Origin of the sequence: Niallia sp. FSL M8-0099 (genome assembly GCF_038006945.1) — a bacterium.
Classification (GTDB): domain Bacteria; phylum Bacillota; class Bacilli; order Bacillales; family Cytobacillaceae; genus Niallia; species Niallia circulans.
Map to the genome: position 1 here is coordinate 1,656,366 of NZ_JBBOWF010000001.1, position 22,521 is coordinate 1,678,886.

General features: G+C 36.5%; 27 protein-coding genes, 1 pseudogene and 3 riboswitches. Of the genes and pseudogenes, 11 read left to right on the forward strand and 17 right to left on the reverse strand.

Annotated features, from left to right (window positions below; translation table 11 throughout):
• Positions 1–172: 172 nt before the first annotated feature.
• From NSQ92_RS07705 to NSQ92_RS07715, 3 genes are all read right to left on the reverse strand, one after another.
• Positions 173–556: a VOC family protein gene (locus NSQ92_RS07705; protein ID WP_341152527.1), complete on the reverse strand. Its 384-nt coding sequence runs from the start codon at positions 554–556 to the stop codon at positions 173–175.
• Positions 557–677: 121 nt separating this feature from the next.
• Complete coding sequence (locus tag NSQ92_RS07710) at positions 678–1,169, reverse strand: CBO0543 family protein (RefSeq protein ID WP_341152528.1); 492 nt, start codon at positions 1,167–1,169, stop codon at positions 678–680.
• Between the two features lie 126 nt (positions 1,170–1,295).
• Positions 1,296–1,853: a GNAT family N-acetyltransferase gene (locus NSQ92_RS07715; RefSeq protein WP_047940146.1), complete on the reverse strand. Its 558-nt coding sequence runs from the start codon at positions 1,851–1,853 to the stop codon at positions 1,296–1,298.
• 143 nt (positions 1,854–1,996) lie between these two features.
• On the opposite strand from NSQ92_RS07715, the gene NSQ92_RS07720 reads away from it, so the two are divergent.
• The gene (locus tag NSQ92_RS07720; protein WP_341152529.1) at positions 1,997–2,704 is read left to right on the forward strand and encodes a DNA alkylation repair protein; all 708 of its coding nucleotides are present in this window, start codon (positions 1,997–1,999) and stop codon (positions 2,702–2,704) included.
• 62 nt (positions 2,705–2,766) lie between these two features.
• Here NSQ92_RS07720 and NSQ92_RS07725 read toward each other — a convergent pair whose 3' ends face one another.
• The 5 genes from NSQ92_RS07725 to NSQ92_RS07745 all read right to left on the reverse strand — a co-directional run bounded on the left by NSQ92_RS07725 (position 2,767) and on the right by NSQ92_RS07745 (position 5,945).
• Complete coding sequence (locus NSQ92_RS07725; protein ID WP_047940148.1) at positions 2,767–3,234, reverse strand: CBO0543 family protein; 468 nt, start codon at positions 3,232–3,234, stop codon at positions 2,767–2,769.
• Positions 3,227–3,712, reverse strand: coding sequence for a CBO0543 family protein (locus NSQ92_RS07730; RefSeq protein WP_095319985.1), 486 nt, complete (start codon positions 3,710–3,712; stop codon positions 3,227–3,229). Before NSQ92_RS07730 ends, NSQ92_RS07725 begins: the two co-directional genes overlap by 8 nt.
• Before the next feature lie 181 nt (positions 3,713–3,893).
• Positions 3,894–4,070 (reverse strand): hypothetical protein, encoded by a 177-nt coding sequence (locus NSQ92_RS07735; RefSeq protein ID WP_172866534.1) that lies wholly within the window; start codon positions 4,068–4,070, stop codon positions 3,894–3,896.
• Positions 4,071–4,295: 225 nt separating this feature from the next.
• Positions 4,296–4,946 carry a cupin domain-containing protein gene (locus NSQ92_RS07740; RefSeq protein WP_047940150.1) on the reverse strand — a complete coding sequence of 217 codons (651 nt, stop codon included), beginning with the start codon at positions 4,944–4,946 and terminating at the stop codon, positions 4,296–4,298.
• 141 nt (positions 4,947–5,087) lie between these two features.
• Positions 5,088–5,945, reverse strand: coding sequence for a manganese catalase family protein (locus tag NSQ92_RS07745; RefSeq protein ID WP_047940151.1), 858 nt, complete (start codon positions 5,943–5,945; stop codon positions 5,088–5,090).
• 157 nt (positions 5,946–6,102) lie between these two features.
• On the opposite strand from NSQ92_RS07745, the gene NSQ92_RS07750 reads away from it, so the two are divergent.
• Positions 6,103–6,645 (forward strand): ATP-binding protein, encoded by a 543-nt coding sequence (locus NSQ92_RS07750; RefSeq protein WP_251687011.1) that lies wholly within the window; start codon positions 6,103–6,105, stop codon positions 6,643–6,645.
• Positions 6,646–6,721: 76 nt separating this feature from the next.
• On the opposite strand, the gene NSQ92_RS07755 is transcribed toward NSQ92_RS07750, so the two are convergent.
• The 4 genes from NSQ92_RS07755 to NSQ92_RS07770 form a co-directional block, all read right to left on the reverse strand.
• The gene (locus tag NSQ92_RS07755; RefSeq protein WP_144546244.1) at positions 6,722–7,087 is read right to left on the reverse strand and encodes a hypothetical protein; all 366 of its coding nucleotides are present in this window, start codon (positions 7,085–7,087) and stop codon (positions 6,722–6,724) included.
• 16 nt (positions 7,088–7,103) lie between these two features.
• Positions 7,104–7,433, reverse strand: a complete 330-nt coding sequence (locus tag NSQ92_RS07760; protein ID WP_047940153.1) for a YolD-like family protein — start codon at positions 7,431–7,433, stop codon at positions 7,104–7,106.
• Positions 7,434–7,850: 417 nt separating this feature from the next.
• Positions 7,851–8,093, reverse strand: coding sequence for a DUF2164 domain-containing protein (locus tag NSQ92_RS07765; protein WP_047940154.1), 243 nt, complete (start codon positions 8,091–8,093; stop codon positions 7,851–7,853).
• A gap of 13 nt (positions 8,094–8,106) precedes the next feature.
• Complete coding sequence (locus NSQ92_RS07770) at positions 8,107–8,661, reverse strand: GNAT family N-acetyltransferase (RefSeq protein ID WP_047940155.1); 555 nt, start codon at positions 8,659–8,661, stop codon at positions 8,107–8,109.
• Between the two features lie 168 nt (positions 8,662–8,829).
• Here NSQ92_RS07770 and NSQ92_RS07775 point away from each other — a divergent pair, with 168 nt between their 5' ends.
• Positions 8,830–9,879 (forward strand): LLM class flavin-dependent oxidoreductase, encoded by a 1,050-nt coding sequence (locus NSQ92_RS07775; protein WP_047940156.1) that lies wholly within the window; start codon positions 8,830–8,832, stop codon positions 9,877–9,879.
• Positions 9,880–9,897: 18 nt separating this feature from the next.
• On the opposite strand, the gene NSQ92_RS07780 is transcribed toward NSQ92_RS07775, so the two are convergent.
• Together NSQ92_RS07780 and NSQ92_RS07785 are read right to left on the reverse strand one after the other, a co-directional pair.
• Positions 9,898–10,365, reverse strand: a complete 468-nt coding sequence (locus tag NSQ92_RS07780; protein ID WP_047940157.1) for a hypothetical protein — start codon at positions 10,363–10,365, stop codon at positions 9,898–9,900.
• 159 nt (positions 10,366–10,524) lie between these two features.
• Entirely contained in the window at positions 10,525–10,713 is a 189-nt protein-coding gene (locus tag NSQ92_RS07785) for a hypothetical protein (protein WP_141231309.1), read from the reverse strand.
• Positions 10,714–10,783: 70 nt separating this feature from the next.
• Positions 10,784–10,868: riboswitch (cyclic di-GMP riboswitch) on the reverse strand.
• Between the two features lie 181 nt (positions 10,869–11,049).
• Here NSQ92_RS07785 and NSQ92_RS07790 point away from each other — a divergent pair.
• Positions 11,050–11,553, forward strand: coding sequence for a hypothetical protein (locus NSQ92_RS07790; RefSeq protein WP_341152530.1), 504 nt, complete (start codon positions 11,050–11,052; stop codon positions 11,551–11,553).
• Between the two features lie 30 nt (positions 11,554–11,583).
• On the opposite strand, the gene NSQ92_RS07795 is transcribed toward NSQ92_RS07790, so the two are convergent.
• From NSQ92_RS07795 to NSQ92_RS07805, 3 genes are all read right to left on the reverse strand, one after another.
• On the reverse strand, positions 11,584–12,057 hold the full coding sequence (locus NSQ92_RS07795; protein WP_341152531.1) for a hypothetical protein: 474 nt from the start codon (positions 12,055–12,057) through the stop codon (positions 11,584–11,586).
• A gap of 73 nt (positions 12,058–12,130) precedes the next feature.
• Positions 12,131–12,862, reverse strand: coding sequence for an AAA family ATPase (locus NSQ92_RS07800; RefSeq protein WP_341152532.1), 732 nt, complete (start codon positions 12,860–12,862; stop codon positions 12,131–12,133).
• Positions 12,863–12,882: 20 nt separating this feature from the next.
• On the reverse strand, positions 12,883–14,100 hold the full coding sequence (locus NSQ92_RS07805; protein ID WP_369988621.1) for a Y-family DNA polymerase: 1,218 nt from the start codon (positions 14,098–14,100) through the stop codon (positions 12,883–12,885).
• Between the two features lie 596 nt (positions 14,101–14,696).
• A riboswitch (SAM riboswitch) is annotated at positions 14,697–14,805 on the forward strand.
• 67 nt (positions 14,806–14,872) lie between these two features.
• Positions 14,873–15,063: riboswitch (cobalamin riboswitch) on the forward strand.
• 218 nt (positions 15,064–15,281) lie between these two features.
• Between NSQ92_RS07805 and metE the strand changes: the two genes are divergently transcribed.
• The 7 genes and pseudogenes from metE to NSQ92_RS07840 all read left to right on the forward strand — a co-directional run bounded on the left by metE (position 15,282) and on the right by NSQ92_RS07840 (position 22,272).
• The gene (metE, locus tag NSQ92_RS07810) at positions 15,282–17,567 is read left to right on the forward strand and encodes a 5-methyltetrahydropteroyltriglutamate--homocysteine S-methyltransferase (protein ID WP_047940284.1); all 2,286 of its coding nucleotides are present in this window, start codon (positions 15,282–15,284) and stop codon (positions 17,565–17,567) included.
• Positions 17,568–17,812: 245 nt separating this feature from the next.
• Entirely contained in the window at positions 17,813–18,532 is a 720-nt protein-coding gene (locus NSQ92_RS07815) for a YebC/PmpR family DNA-binding transcriptional regulator (RefSeq protein ID WP_341152533.1), read from the forward strand.
• Positions 18,533–18,761: 229 nt separating this feature from the next.
• On the forward strand, positions 18,762–19,529 hold the full coding sequence (locus NSQ92_RS07820; protein ID WP_047940163.1) for a MerR family transcriptional regulator: 768 nt from the start codon (positions 18,762–18,764) through the stop codon (positions 19,527–19,529).
• 219 nt (positions 19,530–19,748) lie between these two features.
• Positions 19,749–20,213 carry a VanZ family protein gene (locus NSQ92_RS07825; RefSeq protein WP_341151312.1) on the forward strand — a complete coding sequence of 155 codons (465 nt, stop codon included), beginning with the start codon at positions 19,749–19,751 and terminating at the stop codon, positions 20,211–20,213.
• A 74-nt stretch (positions 20,214–20,287) separates the two neighbouring features.
• Positions 20,288–20,599 (forward strand): hypothetical protein, encoded by a 312-nt coding sequence (locus NSQ92_RS07830; RefSeq protein WP_095319991.1) that lies wholly within the window; start codon positions 20,288–20,290, stop codon positions 20,597–20,599.
• Between the two features lie 283 nt (positions 20,600–20,882).
• A pseudogene (locus NSQ92_RS07835) lies at positions 20,883–21,344 on the forward strand (SMI1/KNR4 family protein); the annotation flags it as partial.
• A gap of 520 nt (positions 21,345–21,864) precedes the next feature.
• Entirely contained in the window at positions 21,865–22,272 is a 408-nt protein-coding gene (locus NSQ92_RS07840; protein ID WP_095321360.1) for an NUDIX hydrolase, read from the forward strand.
• The last annotated feature ends 249 nt before the right edge of the window (positions 22,273–22,521 follow it).

The window sequence follows — 22,521 nt, forward strand, 5'->3', positions numbered from 1 at the left end:
GCCGCTTATAAGAAGGCTGTTTTTCATTGAAAAGGAAGAGTTTTATTAATAGAAGAGTTAGTATAAGCTTACAGGTGATTGCAGACTTACAAGGAAACGAACAATAATGGACTTAGAAGCCTAGAATAAAGAATTACAGCAAAAAGAAGCTGTATGGATGAATGGAAATGTATTAGTTATTGCAAATCATTAATACATTTCCATCTAAGTCTTTAAAGTTAAAATAAGCAAAATCACCAATTCGTTCTATCTCTTTCACAATAGTAATCCCTTTGTTTTTGATAAACTGATATGCTTCATCAATATCTTGAACAAAAAAGTTAAACAAAACATGCTCAGAGGGATTTAACTTAAAGCCTGAATCGAAAGTATGGTCGTCCAAAGTAATCCCCGTTTCTGAAGTAACTGGAATATTGTATACAGGCGATTCAACATTATTTTTATTGAAAGGAAGTCCGAGTAATTCACTATACCATTCAGCTGCCTTTTCAAGATTATCAACATGAATAAAAACATTATTTACTTTACAAGCAATAGGAGAAGAGAGTGAGTTCATTTATTTTCCACCTTTATATAGAATGTATGATAAAGATTCTATATAAGGGGAAAATATTCCTTTAAGATTCGAAAGATTTAGTAGCTTTTTTTGCTCATGTTAAAAGGACTGAAAAAGTCAATCAGTTTTTAGCTGGCTGCCTAATAGCTGCTTTTCTAATCAGTATCATCATAAATCGAACAAATAAAAAAGTTGTTGCGATGGAACCCAGGCTATAGAAAGAGGTCCAGGATTTTTTGTATTTAATTAAATTGGTTTTTTTTTCGATCCAATGTTCGGCAATCGCTATTGGAAGGCTAAACAATAAGCATTTAACCCAAATTCCCACTATACTTGAATTTCTTGTTACTTGATTATAATAGATACAAGTGACAGGAAAGAGAAGATAACTGAAAATCACACTGACATCAAATGTCTTTAAAAATTTTACAGGATAAGTTAGATAGCCCTTTTTTACTAACAGATTATCTAAAATAGAGGCGATATAACTTTTCAATAAGAAAATAATGAGCCAATCTTTTAGTGGCGGCTTTCGCAGTAAATTTAAAAACGAACCTATTCCAATTACAAATAGGACCCGTAACAGGAGCTTTTCTTGCTTGCGTTTCTTCACAGTAGTTCGCCCTTTCCTTTGCTTTTCTTTTAGTTTAACCAAAGAAGAAAGATTTCCTCTGCTTTTTTTAATGGGAATATGAGGATGGATGAATAAGCAAGATAGAAATTAGAAAAGCTCTGCTTCTTACACAGAGCTTTTTTCAAAATCTCCTTTAAGGATCGAATACATATATAAATCATCAAACTTTCCGCGTGTATACTCATAGTGCCTTAATAGGCCTTCTTTTAAGAAGCCGTGTTTTTCGACTAATTTTTGCGAGGCTGTATTGGCTGGTTCGATTAAGGCTTCGACTCTTTCCAAGCTAAGCTGTTGAAATCCATAGGCGAGAACAGCGTTGAGGGCTTCACCTGCGATTCCTTGTCCCCAATAGCTGCTGCTTAATTCATAGCCAATTTCTGCTTTATAATGCTTTGGCTGTCTATTCAGAAAGCCGCAGCTTCCTATAACGATGTTTTCCTTTTTCAATGTGATGCACCAGCGTATGCCAGTGCCTTTTTCCCAGATTGATTTGTACCAATTTATTTCTTCTAATACATCTTCTGCTGACTTGTAAGGTTCAAGCCCCATATGCTGCACTACCTCTTGATTCGATAAGTAGATAAACATATCTTTTGCATCTTCATCTCTTGCCTGTCTTAAATGCAAACGCTCTGTTTCTATGATGGGGAATGGCTGCTTCATTGACAATACTCCTTTTTTCTAAATACAATGGATAGGTATATACTTCAACAAGGAACAGATAATTCCTTCATTTGTCTTATAAAGAAGGGAAGAAGTCCGGCAGAATACATTTTAGAATCACATATAGAAGAGGAAGTGAAACAATGGATTTGGAAACAGTTATGCAGGAACTAGAAGCACTAGGGAAGGAGAGAACGAAAAAGATTTATATGGGCAATGGGGCACAAGAGCCGGTTTTTGGGGTTGCAACAGGTGCGATGAAGCCACTTTCTAGGATGATTAAGAAGGATCAAGCCTTGGCAGAAGAGCTATATGCAACGGGTAACTATGATGCCATGTATTTTGCAGGGGTTATTTGTGATCCAAAGAGCATGACAGAGGAAGATTTTGAGCGGTGGATTGATGCAGCCTATTTTTACATGATTTCCGATTTTATAGTAGCCGTTTCTTTAGCGGAAACTGACTTTGCCCAAGATGTTGCTGATAAGTGGATCGAAAGCGGAGAAGAATTTCGCATGTCAGCCGGATGGAGCTGTTATTGCTGGCTGTTAGGAAACCGCAAGGACGAGGATTTTAGTGAAACTAAGCTGGCGAGTATGCTGAATCAAGTAGAAAATACGATTCATCAAGCTCCAGATATTGTAAAATCATCTATGAATAATTTTATCGCTACTGTAGCCATTTCCTATGTTTCCTTACATGAAATGGCAGTAAAAACGGCTAGAGCAGTAGGCCCAGTGGAAATCAAGAAAGGCAAGAAAAAAAGCACGACCTCAATTGTTTCAGACAGAATTCAAAAAGAGCTGGACAGTGGAATGCTAGGATTTAAAAGGAAATATGTAAGATGTTAAGAAAAAGGCCAAATTCCTTCATGCACACAGGGAATTTGGCCTTATGTTGTAGCTCTTTGTAATCATGCAAAACCTTTTCTAAACCAGAAGGCAAATTTCTTAGTCATATATAAAACGAGAAAGTCGATGCTGACAGCAAGCCACCAATGCCAGTTTAGATCATGTATAAGATTGCTATTTTTCTCTACTAAAAACATAAAAAGATGTATGCCATTGCTAAAGATTAAGTAATAGAGGAAAATTTTTAGCCAATGTTTCTTTTCCGGATAATAGAGAAGAAATAGAACAGCGAAAGTTGGCAATACAATGTAGTAGAGGGAGAAACTCATTTTTGTTGCATGCGAAAATTCTCTATATGGAAATCTCACCAAGTCCATAGATACTTGTATATGTGTAAAAATCCAAGCTGTTGCATGGGCAAATAAAAAAACAATTTGAAAATATCTTTTTCTCTCTTTTGGAATAATGCGAATGAGTAAAATCAAACAGACAACCCATGAAATAATTAAAATAATTAGTTCCTTATTCATTCTTTTTCAGTTCCTTCTTAAACCAACTATAGTAAGTATGGTTAATATACAATGTGACCATAACACTTAGTAGCGTATAAGATCCGTGCCAACTAAGATAGTCCACGAGTTCGGTGTAGCGCTCTATCACTACTTCAAGACAAGTGAAGAATCCAGCAAAGAGAAAATAATATAAGAATTTGCCTGTTTTTTTAAATTTTTTGGGGAAATATAAACTAAACATAATCGCTGTCACTGGGAAAAGAAAGAATTCAAACGTAAAGCTAGACCGGTTAAATTTGTTTGCGGAGGAGAAAAGTTGAACAGGGTAGTCAATCATATTCCATTCCACAGCAAGTAATCCGGCAGGCCAGGTGATAATCTGCAGAGATAAAAATATCACCCACGCTTCTCTCGTTTTCTGTTTGGGAACAAGTAAGAAAATGGCAAGGATACTGATTACAATAATTCCTACTAAAATCCATCTTTCCATATTCATGGGAATTTCACCTGCTCAAATAGATAGTTATCCATAGTATTGCCGCTGGGACTGAATTTATCCAGAAAAATATAAAGGAAGATTCCTAGATATTCTTCCTATTAACAAATGCAGGCAGGTGGAGAGCAATTGTCCACTGGCAGATAGAGAAGTGCGGGAAGGGAGAATAGCAGCAACAAATTTATTGCTTACGTTCTCTGTCTTGCTCATAATGCTTCCAAACATAATAAATGCACCAAAATACAATCGGCAATGATAAGGGAATAAAATTCTTTTCTGGTGGAAGAAAGAGAATAAGCACAATTCCTAGTATCAAAAAAGGAGGCATTAATAGCCAATACTTCTTATTTATGTTCATTTGTATCACTCCAAATAGTTTTGTTTATACATATACGCGCTAGTGGATGAGAAAGTTTCCTTTCGTTATGAAACTTTCCCCAAGAATTGAAAAAATGCTGTTTTTTCTATAGCCAAATTGTCAAGATTGCATATGATAAAGTGGATGGACAACCAATAACTTGCCAGCTAGGAACGCGAAAAACTCTGCTCATTTCATCCTGAGCAGAGTTTTTTTAGCAAAAAATTAATAAGCAATCTGTTTATGATTAATTTGGATAGATATTTTATCTGGAACTTCTTTTTTTGTTTGTTCCAGATTGGAGACGGAGGAAGTTTGGAGGCGATGGGAATCTGGTGGACCAATGACAACAGATTCCTTCAGCGCAGAAAAAGCATTGGCAACCTTTTCTGAATCCACTCCATATGCTGCTTCAAAAACTTCTGGTGGAGTTAAGCGTAATGTATCGGAGCCTTCCGCACTTTCAAACTGGTCATTATTAAAGAAGAGATGTAAATGCAATTTCTCTGTCGTCGGCTGAATCCAATGCCACCATGCCATTGGAATAAATACGACATCCCCAACCTTTGCATGGTAATGATGAAGTTTTCTTGTATCTGGATCGACAATCGAAATCATTGCTTCACCGGATACAATGACATCTAATTCCCAAGCGTTTGGATGCCAATGCGGCTCTCGCATATGTCCTTTTGTTAAAAATAAATCGACAAAGGCTCCGCCAATCATGGCTGGTAATTGTGTAGACGTAACTTTATAGGCAATGTTTTCAGGATTTCTTTCAAAAAATACATTATCACGAGTGTTATAAATAAGATTAGGAGTGCCACTCGATGAATGAATATTCGTGTTATCAGGAATATAGCCTGACTTTGACATGTGTTTTCCTCCAATACATAATTTTAAGGAATAGATCCTATTTTTTAATATGCACATGGAATGACGATGGTGTTAAGGAGAGAAAGAAAAGAGGAAGAAAAAATGGAAGATGCCATAATAGGCTTCTCCCATTTTTCAGGCTTAATTATTTAAATCCATAAGGCCTGATGCATGCTCATTTGGCATATCTGGCAGTTCTGGAACTGGATAGCCTTGCGGTGGTGGAACAACATTTAAATCGCCATTATTTCGGCTAGGGGTTGTGCCTTGAAAAATCTCACCGATTCTCGTGTCGTCTAGGCGGAAATTAAATTGGGCATTATGGAAGCCCATCTCTACATATTTGCGACATTCAGGATATTTATTAATATCGTAGTTTGGAACAGGCAGAATTTTCCCCCAATTTACTCCTAATGTTTCTAATGCTTTGGCAAAAGCATTTTGATGAGCATTATCACGAACGATTAAAAAGGCAATCGTTTCTCTTAATGTCTTATTATCGCTCATTTCATAAATTCTTGATTTTTGAAGTACACCTGTTGATTCTAACATCACATTATTGAGAAGATTAGCAACGAGGTTTCCATGGTCGTACACCCAAGAACCATTCCATGGATTTCCGCCTGCATCGACAGGAAGAGAAGCTTTTGCACCAATTATATAATGGTGAGGGTTTGCCCCGCCTTTAATGACATCATCTAAAGGAGCTCCATCACTTGCCATATTTCCTGGCATGCTACCACCAGAATCGTTTAGAAGCTGATTGATAGTGGATTGTACAAGCTCTACATGGCTAAGCTCTTCCAAGAATACACCGCGGATAAGATCACGATACTGTTTTGCTTTTCCACGGAAGTTAGCGCTTTGAAAAGAGAACTGCATTAGTGTTCTCATTTCTCCAAACTGTCCGCCTAATGCCTCCTGCAATACTTTTGCTGCATTTGGATCTGGTTTGTCAGGGACGATCATATTGATTAAATCTTCTTTATAAAAATACATACATCATCTAGCTCCTTTTTGATAATCTGCATATCGCTTTTATGATTCCAAAAGTAGCTGAATCTATTCTGAACTAGGGAGAGTTGGAAATTTTTTGATAGGAAAAGCTGATGATTTTTGTTAGAGTGAAGGAAGCATTAGCTAATGGAGGGGGAATATGAAAAGATTAGTCATTATGACAGTGGGCATGACACATAGCGGAAAGTCCACTTTTGCGCAAACGTTAAAAAGCAGACTTGAAAACGCGATTGTCATTGATCAAGATAATCATGCAGAATTTTTGCAGACCTATTATGAAAAGCTTTTGCCAAAAAAGGGGCCTAATCTTATTAAGCATGCCCTCACAAAAACAATTGTTGATTATGCCGTCCATCACTCTGACTGCCATCTTATTTTGAGTAATAGCAATCGCGATCGTGAAAGTCGGGCAGAACTGCTTCCATATTATAAAACACTTGGTTTCACGACGATTCTTGTCCATTTTGATCTGCCGATAGAGCTGCTAAAGGAGAGAATAGTTAAAAGTAAGCGGGATAAATTACGTTTAAGAACAGCGGCCACTTACGAAGAGGTTCTTGAGCGTCAGCATAAACAAACAGGGGGAGATCCAGCAGAAGGGGAAGCGGATCATTTATTTAGAGTAAAGCAGGAAGCAGATATCCCAGTTATAAGGGATTTGATTGTTAGTATATTTAAGTAGGCTAAAAAATTGATTCCTGAGATAAATGGAGTCCATTTTTCATGACCATTAATCTCAGGATTTTATTTAAGGCAACTTAAAAAATGGCATTTTCCTTAAATAAATAGTAAGATAATAGCTTTTCTGTATTTGCTTTTAATTCTGTATTGGCAAATCGGTGAACTTCGTGATAGTTGGCTACATAGTAATGATACTCGGTAAAGTTTTTATCCACATTGCCTTTTAGTAGTTTTATTTTCTTTCTATACATTTTTTCTTTGAAGCCTTTTAAATCATCTTGGACTTTTTTCATCGTATGTTCGATTAAGTTTAGATAGACTTGATTAAGTTTAAAGGGAGTTGTTTTTGCTTGCTGGTAATCTCTTTCTAAAACAGTTAGTAAGAGAGGCAAATATATGAGATGTTCCAGTATTTTTATGTCTTCCTTTGATAGTCTATTCATGGTGATTTCCTTTAAATTATAGGCGTTCCACATCGATTAATAGATGGAATGGAATGTAGTGAATAACATTGGTTTCGTCCTCTATCCGAAGTTCTTTTTTTAAGTAGTCAATAAAAACAGTTCTGCCAATGAGTGTTTCGATAAATCCATTTTTAAATAATGAAAATTGCAGGAATAAATGGTATTCCATTCCCTCGTGAATAAGCAAATCGATATCATTTAATTTTTCTTGATCCAATTCTGGTTTTTTTATTTTTTTCTCATTTAATAGCTCTTCTTTCACAGCAGCAACATGTTCTGGCAGCATCATTGCTACCCATTTTTTTGTTCCACGGTCTTTAATCATGCAAACACACTCCTTATATTATTATAATAAAACGAACAGACGTTCTTTTCAATACTTTTTTGAGAACATTTGTTCGTTTTATAATATGCGCATAATGATGATATATATGTGAAGTTAGGGAAAAAAATCGTAGCGTATAGAAAACCACTGATGAGGTGAATACGTATAAAGCGAGGGAGATCGAAGAGAGAAGGGGGTTTTCGGTGATTCGCTAAAAAACGTGGAGGAGCTGATTATATGTTTGCCTATCAATTTGTTTCCATTCCCGTTAAAGGATTGAGTGGAATACTCCAAATGGATTATCAACCAATTTGTTCATGAATATGCAAGAAACGGTGGAGTAGTCTTTAACAATGGAGGTAGTTTTTGAAAAAGAAAGAAAAGAAGGGGAAGGCAGTGAGCCACCCCTTTTCCTTTTTATTTAATAGGTCTTTCAAGTGTCAATAATTCGTCTTCAAGAGAGCTGGCTCTTTCTTCCACGATTTTTCTTGCATCTTTTACTCCAGCATTATAAAAATGGGGAGCCAGAGACTCTTTCACAAAGTCTAACAACCGTTCGGCAGCAAATTCCGAGATTTCTTCTTCTCGCTCTTGAGAAAAGAAGTATTGAATGTCTGCAATCATCGCATTTTGCTGTTCTCTAGTTAATTTATAAAACATGGTATCCCGTCCTTTATTTTGAGTTTTCCCATTCTTCACGCAGCAAACCATAGATAACATGGTCAACATAATGGTCATAAAGCCATTCTGCTTGTCTGATAATGCCTTCTTCTGTAAATCCAAGTCTTTCTGGAAGTGCTCTGCTTTTTTTGTTTTCGCTTGCTGCTGCAATTTGAATACGATTAAGCTTTAATTCAGTGAAGCCATAATGGATGATCGCTTGGCATGCTTTTGTCATAATTCCCTTTCCCTGATATTCTTCTCCTAACCAATAGCCAATTTCGCCAATCTTACTCGTACGGTTAATCTCATTGAAGCCGATGGTTCCAGCAATTTTTCCTTTATAGAGAATGGCGGTGGATTTTGGATAGCCACCAGTTTCCAGCATTCCTTGAAGTCTTTGCCGAATATTTTCTTTTGTGTCTTCCACTGTTCGCGTATAATCAAGCCAGCCGAGCCATTTCTTTAAATAAGCTTTATTTTTCATTGTTAATTGAAAAAATTCTTCGGCATCGTCTAAACGGAACACTCGTAGTGCTAAATTTTCGTCAATTGTATGTTCAAACATATGTATCCCTCCGCGGTTAGATTATGTATATTCTTTCATTGTAAGGGAAGTGAGTCAGAAGTTCATTCTTTTTTCTTCGCTAACACAATAGTTGTAATTCGAGACATCTCCTGTTTTAATAGAGAAGAAGGGATGATTTTTGTCATTATTAAGGAGGATATATATATAGTGGAGATAGGAATAAGTACATTTGTAGAGACAACTCCAGACCCGCATACAGGGAAGGTAGTAAGTCATGCAGAGCGAATTCGCCAAGTAGTGGAGGAAATTATTTTAGCAGATAAAGTTGGATTAGATGTTTTTGGCGTAGGAGAACATCATCGAAAAGATTATGCCGCGTCCGCACCTGCGCTTATTTTAGCAGCAGCTGCCACACAGACAAGTAAGATTCGGTTAACAAGTGCGGTGACGGTTCTTTCTTCTGATGATCCGGTTCGCGTGTTTCAAGATTTTGCAACATTGGACGGGCTATCAAATGGACGTGCCGAAATTATGGCCGGCCGTGGTTCTTTCATTGAATCATTTCCGCTCTTTGGCTATGATTTAAATGATTATAATGAATTATTTGATGAAAAATTAGATTTGCTTTTAAAATTGCAAGCATCCGAGAAAGTAACCTGGAGTGGAAAGCATCGCGCAGCTATTCAGAATCGTGGTGTTTATCCACGGCCAGTACAAGATCCACTGCCAATATGGATTGGAAGTGGAGGAAATAGTGAGTCTGTTGTACGTGCTGGGATTCTTGGATTGCCACTAGTGTTAGCAATAATCGGAGGGAACCCAGCAAACTTTGCCCCGCTTGTCGACCTGTATTACCGTGCAGTGGAGCATGCCGGTCATGATCCGAAAAAGTTAACAGTCGCGTCTCATTCTCATGGATTTGTAGGAGAAGATACACTGCTTGCAGCAGATGCATTCTTCCCATCCACTCAATATGCAATGAATGTGCTTGGAAAAGAAAGAGGATGGGAACCATATACGCGAGAAACTTTTGATGCAGCTCGTAGTGAAACTGGTGCTTTATATGTCGGAGATCCGCGTACAGTCGCAGATAAAATTATTGCTCTGCGCAAAAATGTAGGAATCACACGTTTTATGCTTCATGTTCCTGTTGGCAGCATGCCACACGACCAAGTGATGCGTTCAATCGAATTGCTTGGAACAGAAGTTGCCCCAATTGTCCGTAAAGAAATTGCCGAATGGGAAAATAATAACTAAAAAGATAAGGACTGCTCGTTAAGAAGCAGTCCTTATCTTTTTATCGGAGATGATAAATTTTTGAAACCAGTAATTAAGAAAAGAGAGGCCATATGCAATTAAGAATAAATGAATGGATGTGAATTTTTTTAATTTATAAAAGCCTGCTTTTTGAAAAAAGGAATTTAGTGGAAACGCAAAAATAAGATCCATGATTAAGTTTACTAGTGTGTACACAAGGAATCTTTTATATGTGAAATGAAATATCCCAATATTAATGGCGGCGAAAGGTCCGAATATAAACCCTAATGCGTCTGCGACCAATGATTTTAATCCGCCTTTTACCTCCCACCATTTAAAGATAAGTGATAAGAGCGTTTCAACTAAAAGGATAGAAGCAGAGAAAAAAGTAACCGGAAGAAATTTTTTAACTGCTGATTTAGGAAGAAAAAACAAGCTTCCCCAACTAATCAGAACCATACAAATTCTTAAAATAACAATCGACATTGGATTCCATCCCCATTTTGAAATTTTCCTAAATATGAATCATTTTTAGTTTTCGTCTATTTAATAATTTTATTCTCAGTAGAGTCGGGAAATTTGGAGAATAAAGTCTAATTTGGCAAAGGGAATGGAAAGGAACAGTAGACAATAAAAAATCCATCATTAATTAATGATGGATTGGCAGTAAGGACAGGTGATATCAGTTAACTGTTTAAATTCAATTCGTTTAAAGTCTGATTTTTTAAAGGTGGAGTATGATTTATACTTTGATCCACACATACAATAATTTTTGTCCTTTACAACATGTCTAAGACAAGGCTTTTCATCCGTTACTACAGTTGGGTAAAACATTAACATTCCTCTTTTCTAATTTTATAAGGCAAATTAGACAGGAAGATTTATTAACAAGATATACGATAATCTTGGCAACCCGGCTACCATAGCATTTTTGCTTTAGGCCCGTGGCTTTGCGTCTTTTACTTTCGTAAAATTTGCCCAAATTTAATTCTACCATGTTCCTCTGTTAATTCAAGGTATAAAGTCATGATTTTTTAATATTTTTGTAAAAAAAATGAGTTTATAGACCTATTTATTGTCAAATAAGGAAATATAGACGAGCGTCAATACTAATTTCAGATATATATTCGATTATATTCGTGAATGTGGCAGGAAAAAAGAGATGAATTTTTGGGTATACCGCCAAAAGCGGCAGGGAACGGGATGAATTGCCGCTATATCAGCCAAAGTGGAGAGGAAATCAGCCAACCTGCAGAAATATCAGCCAAAGTGGAGGGGAAATCAGCCAACCTGCAGGGTATATCAGCCAAAGTAGAGGGGAAATCAGCCAACCTGCAGAAATATCAGCCAAAGTGGAGAGGAAATCAGCCAACCTGCAGAAATATCAGCCAAAGTAGAGGGGAAATCAGCCAACCTGCAGAAATATCAGCCAAAGTGGAGAGGAAATCAGCCAACCTGCAGAAATATCAGCCAAAGTGGAGGGGAAATCAGCCAACCTGCAGGATATATCAGCCAAAGCGGAGAGGAAATCAGCCAACCTGCAGGATATATCAGCCAAAGCGGAGAGGAAATCAGCCAACCTGCAGGATATATCAGCCAAAGTGGAGAGGAAATCAGCCAACCTGCAGGGTATATCAGCCAAACCAAATAAAACCCCAACAAAAAGCCGAGTAGCAACCCAACCAGGACGCGCTTTCTTTATAATTACTCCAAAAAGGATTTCTTCTCGAGCTTATTTATTAGCTTATAATATTTAATTAAAATAAATAATAAGAACGGGTTAATAAGAAAGGAGTAGGCGAGTTTCCACCAGCCGTAATGAAAGAATCCCCATGGAGAAGGGAGTAAAGTAAGCCACTCGTATCCCACAATGATAAAATTCCATAGGAAAATAAACAAAATTTTATTTAGAATCCGCTTTTTCATCGGATAAAGGTTTAAGAAAATAATATTTACAGGCGGTACTAAAAATAGAATATGAATGATGGATTCCCAATCTACTTCGGTTTTGCTGAAGTACCAGTAGGCATGATATCCAATATCAATATATAAGTCAAATAGCTGCTGAAATGCAATCGTGAAGATCCATATATGTAAGATTTGATTTACTGTTAACTTTTTATTTGTTTTATAAGCAATCAAGTTAAATAAAAAGACAGAGAGTAATAATCCAAGCATAACATCCTCCTGGAAGTAATTAGATAGTTATACTATTTACTTACTTTGATTAGATTATCCTATATATGTTTTTTTACATTTCTTCTTCTGTAAATATATCTTTTAACATTTTCTCCCGATATTGCAAAAAGTATTTAGTAATCTGATAATGTTCTGTATCCTCGTATGCTATTTCTTCGATTTGGTCCCCGTCGATGCTTAGAATTGTTGCACTTGGATACCCTAATAGAATTGGAGAATGGGTGGCAATAATAAATTGGCATTCTTCCGTTTCAGCTAAATCATGGAGGATGCGGAGAAAGCTTAATTGCCGCTGCGGGGATAGCGCAGCCTCGGGCTCATCCAGCAAGTAAATGGCTTCCCCTCTAAAACGATGGAGAAAGAGGGATAAGAAGGATTCGCCATGAGATTGCTGCAATAAGGACTTTCCACCATAGCTCACATACTTTTTTTCACTTTCTAGTTGATCAATATGGGTGGCAAATTGATAAAAGGATTCAGCCCGCAGAAAGAATCCATTGGTGAGCTTAGTCGGAGACCAAGATAGCTGCAGATATTCTCCTAAATCCGATTGAGAAGCATGAATATCATAACTGTTATTTCTTCCGCCGCCTGCTGTGTTAAATTGACATTGATAGGCAATTGCCTCAAGCAAGGTCGACTTTCCAGAACCATTTTCCCCTACAAAAAAAGTCACTTTATTTTGAAAATCAAGGGAGCTGAAATGGCTAATAGCAGGGATGGTAAAAGGATAGCCACTTTTTGATGGGATATTTTCTTTTTTTAAGCGAATTTGCTTTAACATTTGATGCACCTCATTTTTGTTTATTTTTTATGACCGCCAAGCAGCTGTGCGCGCTGCAAGGCTGTACCGCCAGAAGTGTAGGAAACAGCACGTAAGAGGGCAGTTGATCCATAGCGATTTCGAATAGTATCGACAACATATCCAAGCTTTCTTTTTTTCCAGCCGCCTGTATCAAATAAATCTAATTGCATTTCATCATCATTCTCTAATTTTGTAATAGAAACAGAAATTTGTCTAACGGTTTGTCCTCGGTGATTTTCATGAAACAATTCAAGACAAACTTGATAAATAATCATGGTTACATTAGTCGGATTTTCGATTGTTCGTGAGCGCTGGAAACCGCCGCCGAATTCATCTTTGCTGTAAGAAATGCCTAATGTAACCGTGCGTCCTGCATGGTGATTACTTCGTGCTCTTTTGGCAACATCTTCGCACATTTCAAGAAGAACCGATTTGATTTCATCAATCTCTTTATAATCCCGTAATAAAATTTGACTTTTCCCATAGCTGATTTGTCCCTGCATAATAGGTGCGCCAATTTCCGATAAATCAATGCCCCAAGCATGATGGTAAAGTTGATTGCCCATAATTCCCAATTTTTTCTCTAGTAAGCCTAAATCATAGTGTGCAAGTTGACCAACAGAGAATATTCCCATATTATTTAATGTCTTTTCCGTTCGCTTCCCAATCCCCCACATATCGCGTAAAGGGGAGATAGGCCATAATTTATCTGGAATGTCTTCATAAGTCCATCTGCTTATACCACCTTCTGCCTTTTTGGCTTCTAAATCGAGACAAAGCTTTGCCATAAGCATATTTGGGCCGATGCCGATCGTTGAAGGCAGCCCAAACTCACGCATAATATCGGCTTTTATTTTTTGTGCTATTTGGAAAGGTGTGCCCAAGCTTTTTTCCATTCCACTGACATCCAGAAAGCTTTCATCGACAGAATAGGTATGGACAGCAGTAACAGGGACATATCGAAAAAATAATTTCGTTATTTCCGTTGACACCCGAATAAATAGTTCCATTTTGGGATTACTTACGAGAATTCTTGGATCATCTGGTATTTCAAAAAGGCGGGAGCCAGTCTTTATCTTAAAATCCTTCTTCATAGCTGGAGATGCCGCAAGTACGACACTGCCCTTTTGATCGGTATTGCCGACAACAACTAGATGACAGGTTAGAGGGTCTAAACCTTTAGTGACCGCTATAATACTCGCATAAAAACTTTTCATATCGACGCAAAGAATCGCTCTATTGGGCAATTGGTCATAATCAAACACGGTAATGCTCCTTTTTTTAATCATTTTGTATGTTTACTAAGCTGTGAAAAGGAATAGAGTGCATATGATTATTCTTATCCTTGAATACGAAACTCTTGTTTTAGGTGGTTTTGCCATTTAAACGATCAATCGTTCCATTGTTAAAAATATCGTAGTGAAGCAAAAGCTTATTTTCGAGTCCTTCTAGTAAGAGTAGCTCCATTTCTGCATTTTATCTTTTTCTAAAATGAGAATTGTTATTTTTTCCGGTTACTCTAAAATCTCTTTTATACTTTGAAACATGCTCCGGCGGCAGCAGCGATGTCCATTTAATCGAGCCTCGATTGCGTATTCATCATCTCCTTAATGGTTTCATCATATCAGAACAAACGTTCGTAAACAAGGAAGGGAACAAGAAAAATAAGAGGTAAAAGAAGGAAATGAAATATTAGAGAATAAAAATTTTACGTATCCAAAATAAGTAAAAAAACTTTCAACGTCTATAAAACAAGAATTGACAACAAGAAATTATCGTGCTAATATTTTGTTAATTCAAAATCGAATAAAAACTCTTATATAGAGAGGTGGAGGGACTGGCCCGTCGAAGCCTCAGCAACCATTCTTTTTAAAGAAAAGGTGCTAATTCCAGCAAAGCTATTATGCTTTGAAAGATAAGAGGGGGATAAGGATACAAGGTGAAACCTCTCTTTTTTTTAAAGGGAGGTTTTTTATTTTTGCACAGGACAATTGAATAGCGCAAATAGGTGCTGTGAATGAAGTATTCATAGCTTAAAAGGGAAGACCGGTTAGAATCCGGCACGGTCCCGCCACTGTAAGGAGGAGCAATTTCTCAATATCCACTGTCTTTTTTAGATGGGAAGGGGAGAAAGAGTGATGATTCTAAGTCAGGAGACCTGCCTATTTTGTAAGTAAGCTACTCTACGTGGATATAGAGGAGGGAGACCATGTGTTGGGATAAAGCGTATCTCAACTCTAGTTAGTGCTGGACTAAAATGAGAGAAAATCTCATAAGAGTCTGACTCCACTGTTTATCCAAGAAGCAAGAAAGTAGGAAGCTTCTGAAGAGAATGTGGATGTCAGACTCTTTTTTTACTAACTTTTGGCTGAGAAAAAATAAGAAATGGGGAAAAGAAATGTACAAAAGTTCTAATTTAGGCTATCCGAGAATTGGAGAAAAGCGAGAATGGAAAAAAGCATTGGAACGTTATTGGAAGGGAGAGTGTTCCGAAGAAGAGCTTTTACAAGAAACGAAAAACCTTCGATTGAAAAACTTACAAAAGCAAAAGCTTCAAGGAATTGACTTGATTCCAGTTGGTGATTTTAGTTTCTATGACCATGTATTAGATACGGCTGCAATGTTTGGGCAAGTGCCAGCTAGATTTGCTTATGATGGGGGCAGGGTCCCGTTACAAACTTATTTTCAGATAGCTCGCGGAAATCCGACTGCTGTAGCAGCAGCCATGAAAAAATGGTTTAACACAAATTATCACTATATCGTGCCAGAGCTTGGGGAGAGAACACCAACATTAACGGAGAATCGCCCGCTGTTTTTTTATCGAGAAGCAAAAGAAGCATTAGGAATCGAGGGGAAACCAGTATTATTAGGACCGCTGACCTTTGTGAAATTAGCAAAAGGCTATGAAGAAGATAAGCTTGCAGAAACAGTGGCATCCTATCTTCCTTTATATGCGCAGGTTTTAAAAGAGCTAGAAGCAGAAGGGGTACAATGGCTTCAAATTGATGAACCATATTTAGTAACAGATGTCACAGCAAGAGAATGGGAGATTACGCAGCAAATATATCAAACATTGCGAGAAGCGGCTCCAAACTTAAAAATAATTCTACAAACCTATTTTGATTCTGTAACAGATTATAAAACAATTGTTTCGTTGCCTGTTGCGGGAATCGGTTTAGATTTCGTTCATGATGATGGAGAGAATTTAGCATCTATCCAGCAATACGGATTTCCCCAAGATAAAATCCTAGCGGCAGGCATTATTGATGGTAGAAATGTATGGAGAGCTAATTTAGAGGAAAAATGGAATCTGCTTACAGAGATACAGAAAGCGGTCGGAAGTGATAAGTTAATTATTCAGCCGTCATCAAGCTTACTTCATGTACCGGTAACAGTGAAGGAAGAGCAAATTGCTCCCATTTTAAAAGAGGCACTTTCTTTTGCAGATGAAAAACTGCAAGAATTAAATGCATTAACAAAAGGAATTAGAAATGGAAAAGCAGTCATTCAAGCAGAAATCAATAAAAGCGTAGAAGCAATCGGTCAATTGAATGCCTCCTCAGCAAGAAATAATCAACACCTTCAAGAAGAATTAAAATGGCTTCCTGATAAAGTGGAAAGAAGTGAAAATGCAAAAATCAGACAGCAAGCACAACAAGAAGCTTTTAAACTCCCAATTCTTCCAACCACCACAATCGGAAGTTTTCCGCAGACAAAGGAAGTACGGAAAGAACGCTTGAGATGGCGAAAAGGAGAAATAACGAATGAGGAGTACGAGACTTTTATTCAAGCAGAAATAAAAAAATGGATGGAAATACAAGAAGACTTGGGATTAGATGTATTGGTACATGGAGAATTCGAACGAACCGATATGGTTGAATATTTTGGCGAAAAACTAGCTGGTTTTCAGTTTACAACATTTGGCTGGGTTCAATCCTATGGTTCCCGCTGTGTGAAGCCGCCTATTATATATGGAGATGTTGCTTATGTGAATCCAATGACGGTGAAAGAAACGGTTTATGCCCAAAGCCTGACGAATAAGCCTGTGAAAGGAATGCTGACAGGGCCCATTACGATTTTAAACTGGTCTTTTGTAAGAGATGATATTTCACGAGCAGAAGTTGCCAAACAAATTGCCTTCAGCCTTAAGAATGAAGTAGAGGAGCTGGAGAAAAACGATATACGCATGATCCAAGTAGATGAACCGGCACTTCGTGAAGGGCTGCCATTGAAAAAAGAAAAGTGGCAGGGCTATTTAAATACTGCCGTCTATTCTTTTAAACTTGCTACCACTTTTGTGGAAAAGGAAACACAAATTCATACCCATATGTGTTATTCGAATTTTGAAGACATTATCGATGCTATTGATGCCCTCGATGTGGATGTCATTTCTATTGAAACTTCGAGAAGTCACGGTGAATTTATTCAAACATTTGCAAATAAAACATATGAGAAAGGAATTGGCCTTGGTGTATATGATATACATAGTCCTAGAGTGCCAACAAAAGAAGAAATAACGCAAACAATCGGAAACTCCTTAGGTGTTTTGGATCCACAATTATTCTGGATTAATCCTGATTGCGGCTTGAAGACTAGAAATGAAGAAGAAACGATTCGTGCACTTGAAGTAATGGTAGAGGCAGCGAAAGAAACCAGAGAAAAGCTATTTGTGCAAAAACAGTAATTGATCGTAAAAACTTGTAACCTTGGTTGCAAGTTTTTTTGCATTCCCATTAAAAATGTCCAAGGTTTGCCACAAAGTTTTTTTCAAAAAGCTGAATAAAATGGTCATTTCATGTATAATATTAGTGGCTTTAAGTAATGACAGATAGATAAGCGCCTAAATACAGTAACTAAAAGTTGAAGAAGTACCGTGTTTTTATCTATAATAAATAAGTTGAATGTATAAGCAGAAAGAGAGTGTTCATAATGGGTCGTAAATGGAACAATATTAAAGACAAAAAAGCTTCAAAAGATGCAAATACTAGTCGGATTTATGCAAAATTCGGACGTGAAATTTATGTAGCGGCTAAACAAGGGGAACCAGATCCAGAATCTAACCAAGCATTAAAAGTTGTACTAGAGCGTGCAAAAACATATAGTGTACCAAAACACATTATTGATCGTGCGATTGAAAAAGCAAAAGGCGGTTCCGAAGAAACATATGACGAGCTTCGCTATGAAGGCTTTGGCCCTAACGGTTCGATGGTAATCGTTGATGCTTTAACAAATAACGTAAACAGAACTGCTTCAGATGTTCGTGCGGCATTTGGCAAAAATGGCGGAAACATGGGAGTAAGTGGATCTGTTTCTTATATGTTTGATGCAACAGCTGTTATCGGTGTAGAAGGAAAAACAGAAGAAGAAGCATTAGAGCTACTAATGGAAGCAGATGTAGATGTCCGTGATATCATGGAAGAAGAAGATTCTGTTATTATATACGCAGAGCCAGATCAATTCCACGCTGTCCAAGAAGCATTTAAACAAGCTGGTGTAACAGAATTCACTGTAGCCGAGTTAACAATGCTTGCTCAAAACGATGTAACATTAGAACCAGAGGCACAGGCGCAATTTGAGAAAATGATTGATGCAATCGAAGATTTAGATGACGTGCAGCAAGTATACCACAATGTGGATTTAGGCGAGTAAGCTGGATAAGAATAAATGATAAAACCCCACTTATTGGATGGATGAGAGCCATCCAGAAAGTGGGGTTATTTTGTTGTTAGAAGAAGTAAATCCCCAGTCTATAAGTTGGGGAATTTTTAACTTATTCGGCAATCGCCAACCATTAGGTAGAATTTTTCCAATTCTCCCTTGAACCTCCAGTTACTTGAGGAGTTATAATGAAATTAAACTTTGAATAGGGGGAATTTTAATGGACAAAAATAACAAGTTTTCGATTGGGGAATTCTCAGAAAAGACAGGAGTATCAATTCCTACTTTACATTACTATGATGAGATTGGTATATTACGACCCGAAAAGAATCCATCATCCGGTCACCGAATTTACAAATATCAGGATATTGTAACCTTACAGAAAATTCTTAGCCTAAAATTTCTAGGATATAGTCTAGATAATATCGCTAATTTGTTATATGAATCAAGTTTTACTACTGATTTGAATGAAAGTCTGTCTCTCCAATTGCAAGTGTTAGAAAAAGAACAAGAACAAATTGAACAATCCATAAAATCGATTAAAAGAGTAATTAAGCTAGTCAAGGAAGAAGGAGAAGTAGATAGTGCTGTTTTATTTAGCCTCATTCATAGCATGCGTACCGAATATATCCAAGAAGAGTGGATGGAGCGTCATATGTTAACAGATGTTGTTGAAGAGCTATCAAAGAAATCGGAAGAAGATAAAATCACTTTAGATAAAACATATATTCAGATGTCTAAAAAAGTAAAACGATTATATGGTAAACCAGTAGAGGATCCAGAAGTCCAAGAAATGATAAAGACCTATATAGAAGCATCCTTGGCATTTCTTGGGGAGGATTTGATGCAAAAGCTGGCTGATACTAATATGGAAGAACTTGATATTCAAGAAATTGAAAATATGACACCATCTCCTTTTACGGAAGAAGAACAACAATGGTTTAACCAAGCAATGGCATTTTATATGAAGCAAGAAGAACTAGAATAGGCAGATAACCCTTGAAGTTCAAAGAGATAAACCATTAAAAGGGCACGTTTGTAGGATTTAACAGGTCTTTCCTTAGTTAAAAGGGAAGCCTTTTTTTATGCTGGGATAAACAAATATTAGTAGAGGTAAAACTTACCTTGATTGAGGATCGTCTAATCATTGAAAGAGAGTAAATAAAGGTAGCAGCTTACAAAACATTGAAAAGTAATGGAAGGGAAAATGAAGAAAATAGGAAAAGTAGCTCTAAAGATAAGTTTCGTGTTTTATTTATTAGCACTAGTATATTTATTATTCTTAGGCACAAGAGCGATCTTCTGGTCAGATATATCATGGATAGAATATATAAAAAACTCATCCAATTTTGTTCCATTTAAAACGATAACTACCTATATTCTAGCAATATTTGACGGAAGTATGAATATGTATATACCTATTGAAAATCTATTTGGTAATTTTATGATGTTTATGCCAATGGGTATATACTTACCTTATTTATTCAAGCATTTAAACAAGTTTAGCAGATTTACTATTTCGATGAGTTTCTTGCTAATAGTTATTGAAGTAGTTCAAGTAGTTACAAGATTAGGGAGTTTCGATATTGATGATTTTATCTTAAATATGTTAGGTGCATGGATAGGATATGGTGTTTGGAAAACAAAAGTTGTCCAATATTTACTTAAATGACTTATGTTGAAGAAGGAGTATAACGAGAGAACAAAGAATATAAAAGAGGAGAATTTGCAAGGGGATGATATACGATGGAAGGGATACTGCAATCATTTTTAGAAGTAGAAATTTCAGATCAAGAGTTTTATGACGGCATTATTGATTTTATTTATAATGGCAATATAAGATGTGGAGAATATGAATGCAATGAATTTGTCATTCGGAAAATGGATCTTTTAAATTTCATCGTTTATGTAGAGTATGTTATAGATGATAAGAGAGAAATTCACGGGTCTTTTTCTATCGCTAAAAATAAATTACTTCGAGCCATTAATGAATATGCCCGAAAGCAAGGATTTACCATAAGAAATTTCGAAGGTTATTCTAAACATAAAGGACATTGATCTAAAAAAGATTAATGTCTTTTTCGTTTGGATGTCTTATGGAAGAAAATAAGTTAGAAGCACAAGCATTGCGAAAAGGGAAGTTATTTGTGAAGTAAATTATTAGCTGGGATAAAGAAATTTGGTTATTTTAAAAAGAATAGTATTGTTTATGTTTTAGGACTTTTTTGGCAGAAGCAGGGTTTCTCACTCTGGTTAGAGAATACAAGTTAGTGGCTACGTAGTAGTGTGAAAAGGATATCTAAAATTATGGAAATTAAAAAATGATATTGGGAGAGAATCAATGTTAAATAATATATGGCAAGAAGATGATGATTACTATAGGCTAGCTCCATTAACAGATAAACTTATAAAAAAGGCCGAAGAACAATTAAATATTAAGCTGCCATTATCTTATCTTAATTTACTGCAGAAACAGAATGGTGGATCTATTAAATTCAATGCCTTTCCCTCGAAAGTCCCTAATTCATGGGCAGAAGACCATATCAATGTAGACCATATTTTCGGTATAGCAGAAGAAGAGGGCATATTAAATAGTGAATACCTTATTAAAGAGTGGGGTTTGCCGGATAATATTGTCTTATTTAGTGGAGATGGGCACTCTTGGATTGCATTTGATTACAGGAACGTAAGAGAAGAACCACCCATTATCTTTGTTGATGTAGAAATGGAACAGATTATTAACCTGGCTCCTGATTTTTCCACATTCTTAAGTGAGTTATACTCTGTCGAAGCAGAAATAGAGAATGTAGAAGATGAAGAAACTTATCTTCAGCTAGAGACAATCAATTGGAACCTAAATAATGTTGAATCAGCCTTGTCAACTTACGACATACCGCAAGTGATGTTAGCTTTAGACTATCTCTGTATAAATATGAAAGGGAATGAAGGCTTTATTGAGCAGAAGTTAATAAATCTTCTACAGAGCTCAGTGCTTGAAATAAAGGAAATAGCCGCAAATTATGCTAATCATTTCAATGAAATGGGGATAATCTCTTCTGAAGGTATTGAGAATATGATATCTATTATACGTGACGACAAGGAAATAGAATATTATGTGGAAATGTTCTTTAGTGATATTTGAAGTTTAATTCTATCTCAAGGGAAGCTTAATGCTAATCGTTCTATTCATTAATTAATATTCCTAAGTTTTAGGACTCTTTGGTACTAAGTGCAGTATGGGCAAATAACAAGCAGTATAAAGCAAAATAGTCTAATGGAGAGAAAAAGATAGAGAGGGATATTGTGTAAAAAGAGGCGATTATATGGAAAAGGTATTTTCTCGTGTCCTTATAAAAGATGAGGACCATCATATGTTAGTAATTCAAGATAGAGCAAACATTTCGAATTTTCCAGGAGGCAAACAAGAATTAGGAGAGACACCTGTAGAGTGTGCAAAACGAGAAATACAAGAAGAAATCGGTCTTTATATTCATCAACTTACAGAGGTTTTCCAAGGAGATTTTTATTTCGGACATACTAAATGGAAGGGCTATTTCTATTTTGCAGAGTCTGTTAGCGGAATACCTTCGATGAATGAAATGGATAAAATAAAAGGAATCAGGTTTGTAAATAGTAAGGAAAAGATTAATTTTCCAATTGAGTTATCCGCAGCAATAGAAACAGTATTAACTAGTAATCTTGTCCACGATAAAATAACTAAATGGATTTAACATTTAGGTGCTTTCCTTTAAATAAAAGGGAAGCTTTTTTTACGTTGCAATGGGGCAGAATAGTGAAATATTATTCAAAGCAGCGGAGAAATCAGCCAAACTAAAAATTTATCAGCCAAACTAGCAGGGGAATCAGCCAAACTAAAAATTTATCAGCCAAACTAGCAGGGGAATCAGCCAAAATAAAAAAATATCAGCCAAACTAGCAGGGGAATCAGCCAAAATAAAAATTTATCAGCCAAACTAGCA

Bases quoted from the DNA above. Each gene is read 5' to 3' on its own strand.
- metE (WP_047940284.1), top strand. From the start codon at position 15,282: ATGTACAAAAGTTCTAATTTAGGCTATCCGAGAATTGGAGAAAAGCGA.
- NSQ92_RS07830 (WP_095319991.1), top strand. From the start codon at position 20,288: ATGGAAGGGATACTGCAATCATTTTTAGAAGTAGAAATTTCAGATCAA.
- NSQ92_RS07725 (WP_047940148.1), bottom strand. From the start codon at position 3,234: ATGAATAAGGAACTAATTATTTTAATTATTTCATGGGTTGTCTGTTTG.
- NSQ92_RS07745 (WP_047940151.1), bottom strand. From the start codon at position 5,945: ATGTATTTTTATAAAGAAGATTTAATCAATATGATCGTCCCTGACAAA.
- NSQ92_RS07755 (WP_144546244.1), bottom strand. From the start codon at position 7,087: ATGAATAGACTATCAAAGGAAGACATAAAAATACTGGAACATCTCATA.
- NSQ92_RS07760 (WP_047940153.1), bottom strand. From the start codon at position 7,433: ATGATTAAAGACCGTGGAACAAAAAAATGGGTAGCAATGATGCTGCCA.
- NSQ92_RS07780 (WP_047940157.1), bottom strand. From the start codon at position 10,365: ATGTCGATTGTTATTTTAAGAATTTGTATGGTTCTGATTAGTTGGGGA.
- NSQ92_RS07825 (WP_341151312.1), top strand. From the start codon at position 19,749: ATGAAGAAAATAGGAAAAGTAGCTCTAAAGATAAGTTTCGTGTTTTAT.
- NSQ92_RS07720 (WP_341152529.1), top strand. From the start codon at position 1,997: ATGGATTTGGAAACAGTTATGCAGGAACTAGAAGCACTAGGGAAGGAG.
- NSQ92_RS07820 (WP_047940163.1), top strand. From the start codon at position 18,762: ATGGACAAAAATAACAAGTTTTCGATTGGGGAATTCTCAGAAAAGACA.
- NSQ92_RS07715 (WP_047940146.1), bottom strand. From the start codon at position 1,853: ATGAAGCAGCCATTCCCCATCATAGAAACAGAGCGTTTGCATTTAAGA.
- NSQ92_RS07805 (WP_369988621.1), bottom strand. From the start codon at position 14,100: ATGAAAAGTTTTTATGCGAGTATTATAGCGGTCACTAAAGGTTTAGAC.
- NSQ92_RS07765 (WP_047940154.1), bottom strand. From the start codon at position 8,093: ATGTTTTATAAATTAACTAGAGAACAGCAAAATGCGATGATTGCAGAC.
- NSQ92_RS07750 (WP_251687011.1), top strand. From the start codon at position 6,103: ATGAAAAGATTAGTCATTATGACAGTGGGCATGACACATAGCGGAAAG.
- NSQ92_RS07705 (WP_341152527.1), bottom strand. From the start codon at position 556: ATGAACTCACTCTCTTCTCCTATTGCTTGTAAAGTAAATAATGTTTTT.
- NSQ92_RS07795 (WP_341152531.1), bottom strand. From the start codon at position 12,057: ATGCTTGGATTATTACTCTCTGTCTTTTTATTTAACTTGATTGCTTAT.
- NSQ92_RS07740 (WP_047940150.1), bottom strand. From the start codon at position 4,946: ATGTCAAAGTCAGGCTATATTCCTGATAACACGAATATTCATTCATCG.
- NSQ92_RS07785 (WP_141231309.1), bottom strand. From the start codon at position 10,713: ATGTTTTACCCAACTGTAGTAACGGATGAAAAGCCTTGTCTTAGACAT.
- NSQ92_RS07730 (WP_095319985.1), bottom strand. From the start codon at position 3,712: ATGAATATGGAAAGATGGATTTTAGTAGGAATTATTGTAATCAGTATC.
- NSQ92_RS07770 (WP_047940155.1), bottom strand. From the start codon at position 8,661: ATGTTTGAACATACAATTGACGAAAATTTAGCACTACGAGTGTTCCGT.
- NSQ92_RS07815 (WP_341152533.1), top strand. From the start codon at position 17,813: ATGGGTCGTAAATGGAACAATATTAAAGACAAAAAAGCTTCAAAAGAT.
- NSQ92_RS07735 (WP_172866534.1), bottom strand. From the start codon at position 4,070: ATGAACATAAATAAGAAGTATTGGCTATTAATGCCTCCTTTTTTGATA.
- NSQ92_RS07840 (WP_095321360.1), top strand. From the start codon at position 21,865: ATGGAAAAGGTATTTTCTCGTGTCCTTATAAAAGATGAGGACCATCAT.
- NSQ92_RS07800 (WP_341152532.1), bottom strand. From the start codon at position 12,862: ATGTTAAAGCAAATTCGCTTAAAAAAAGAAAATATCCCATCAAAAAGT.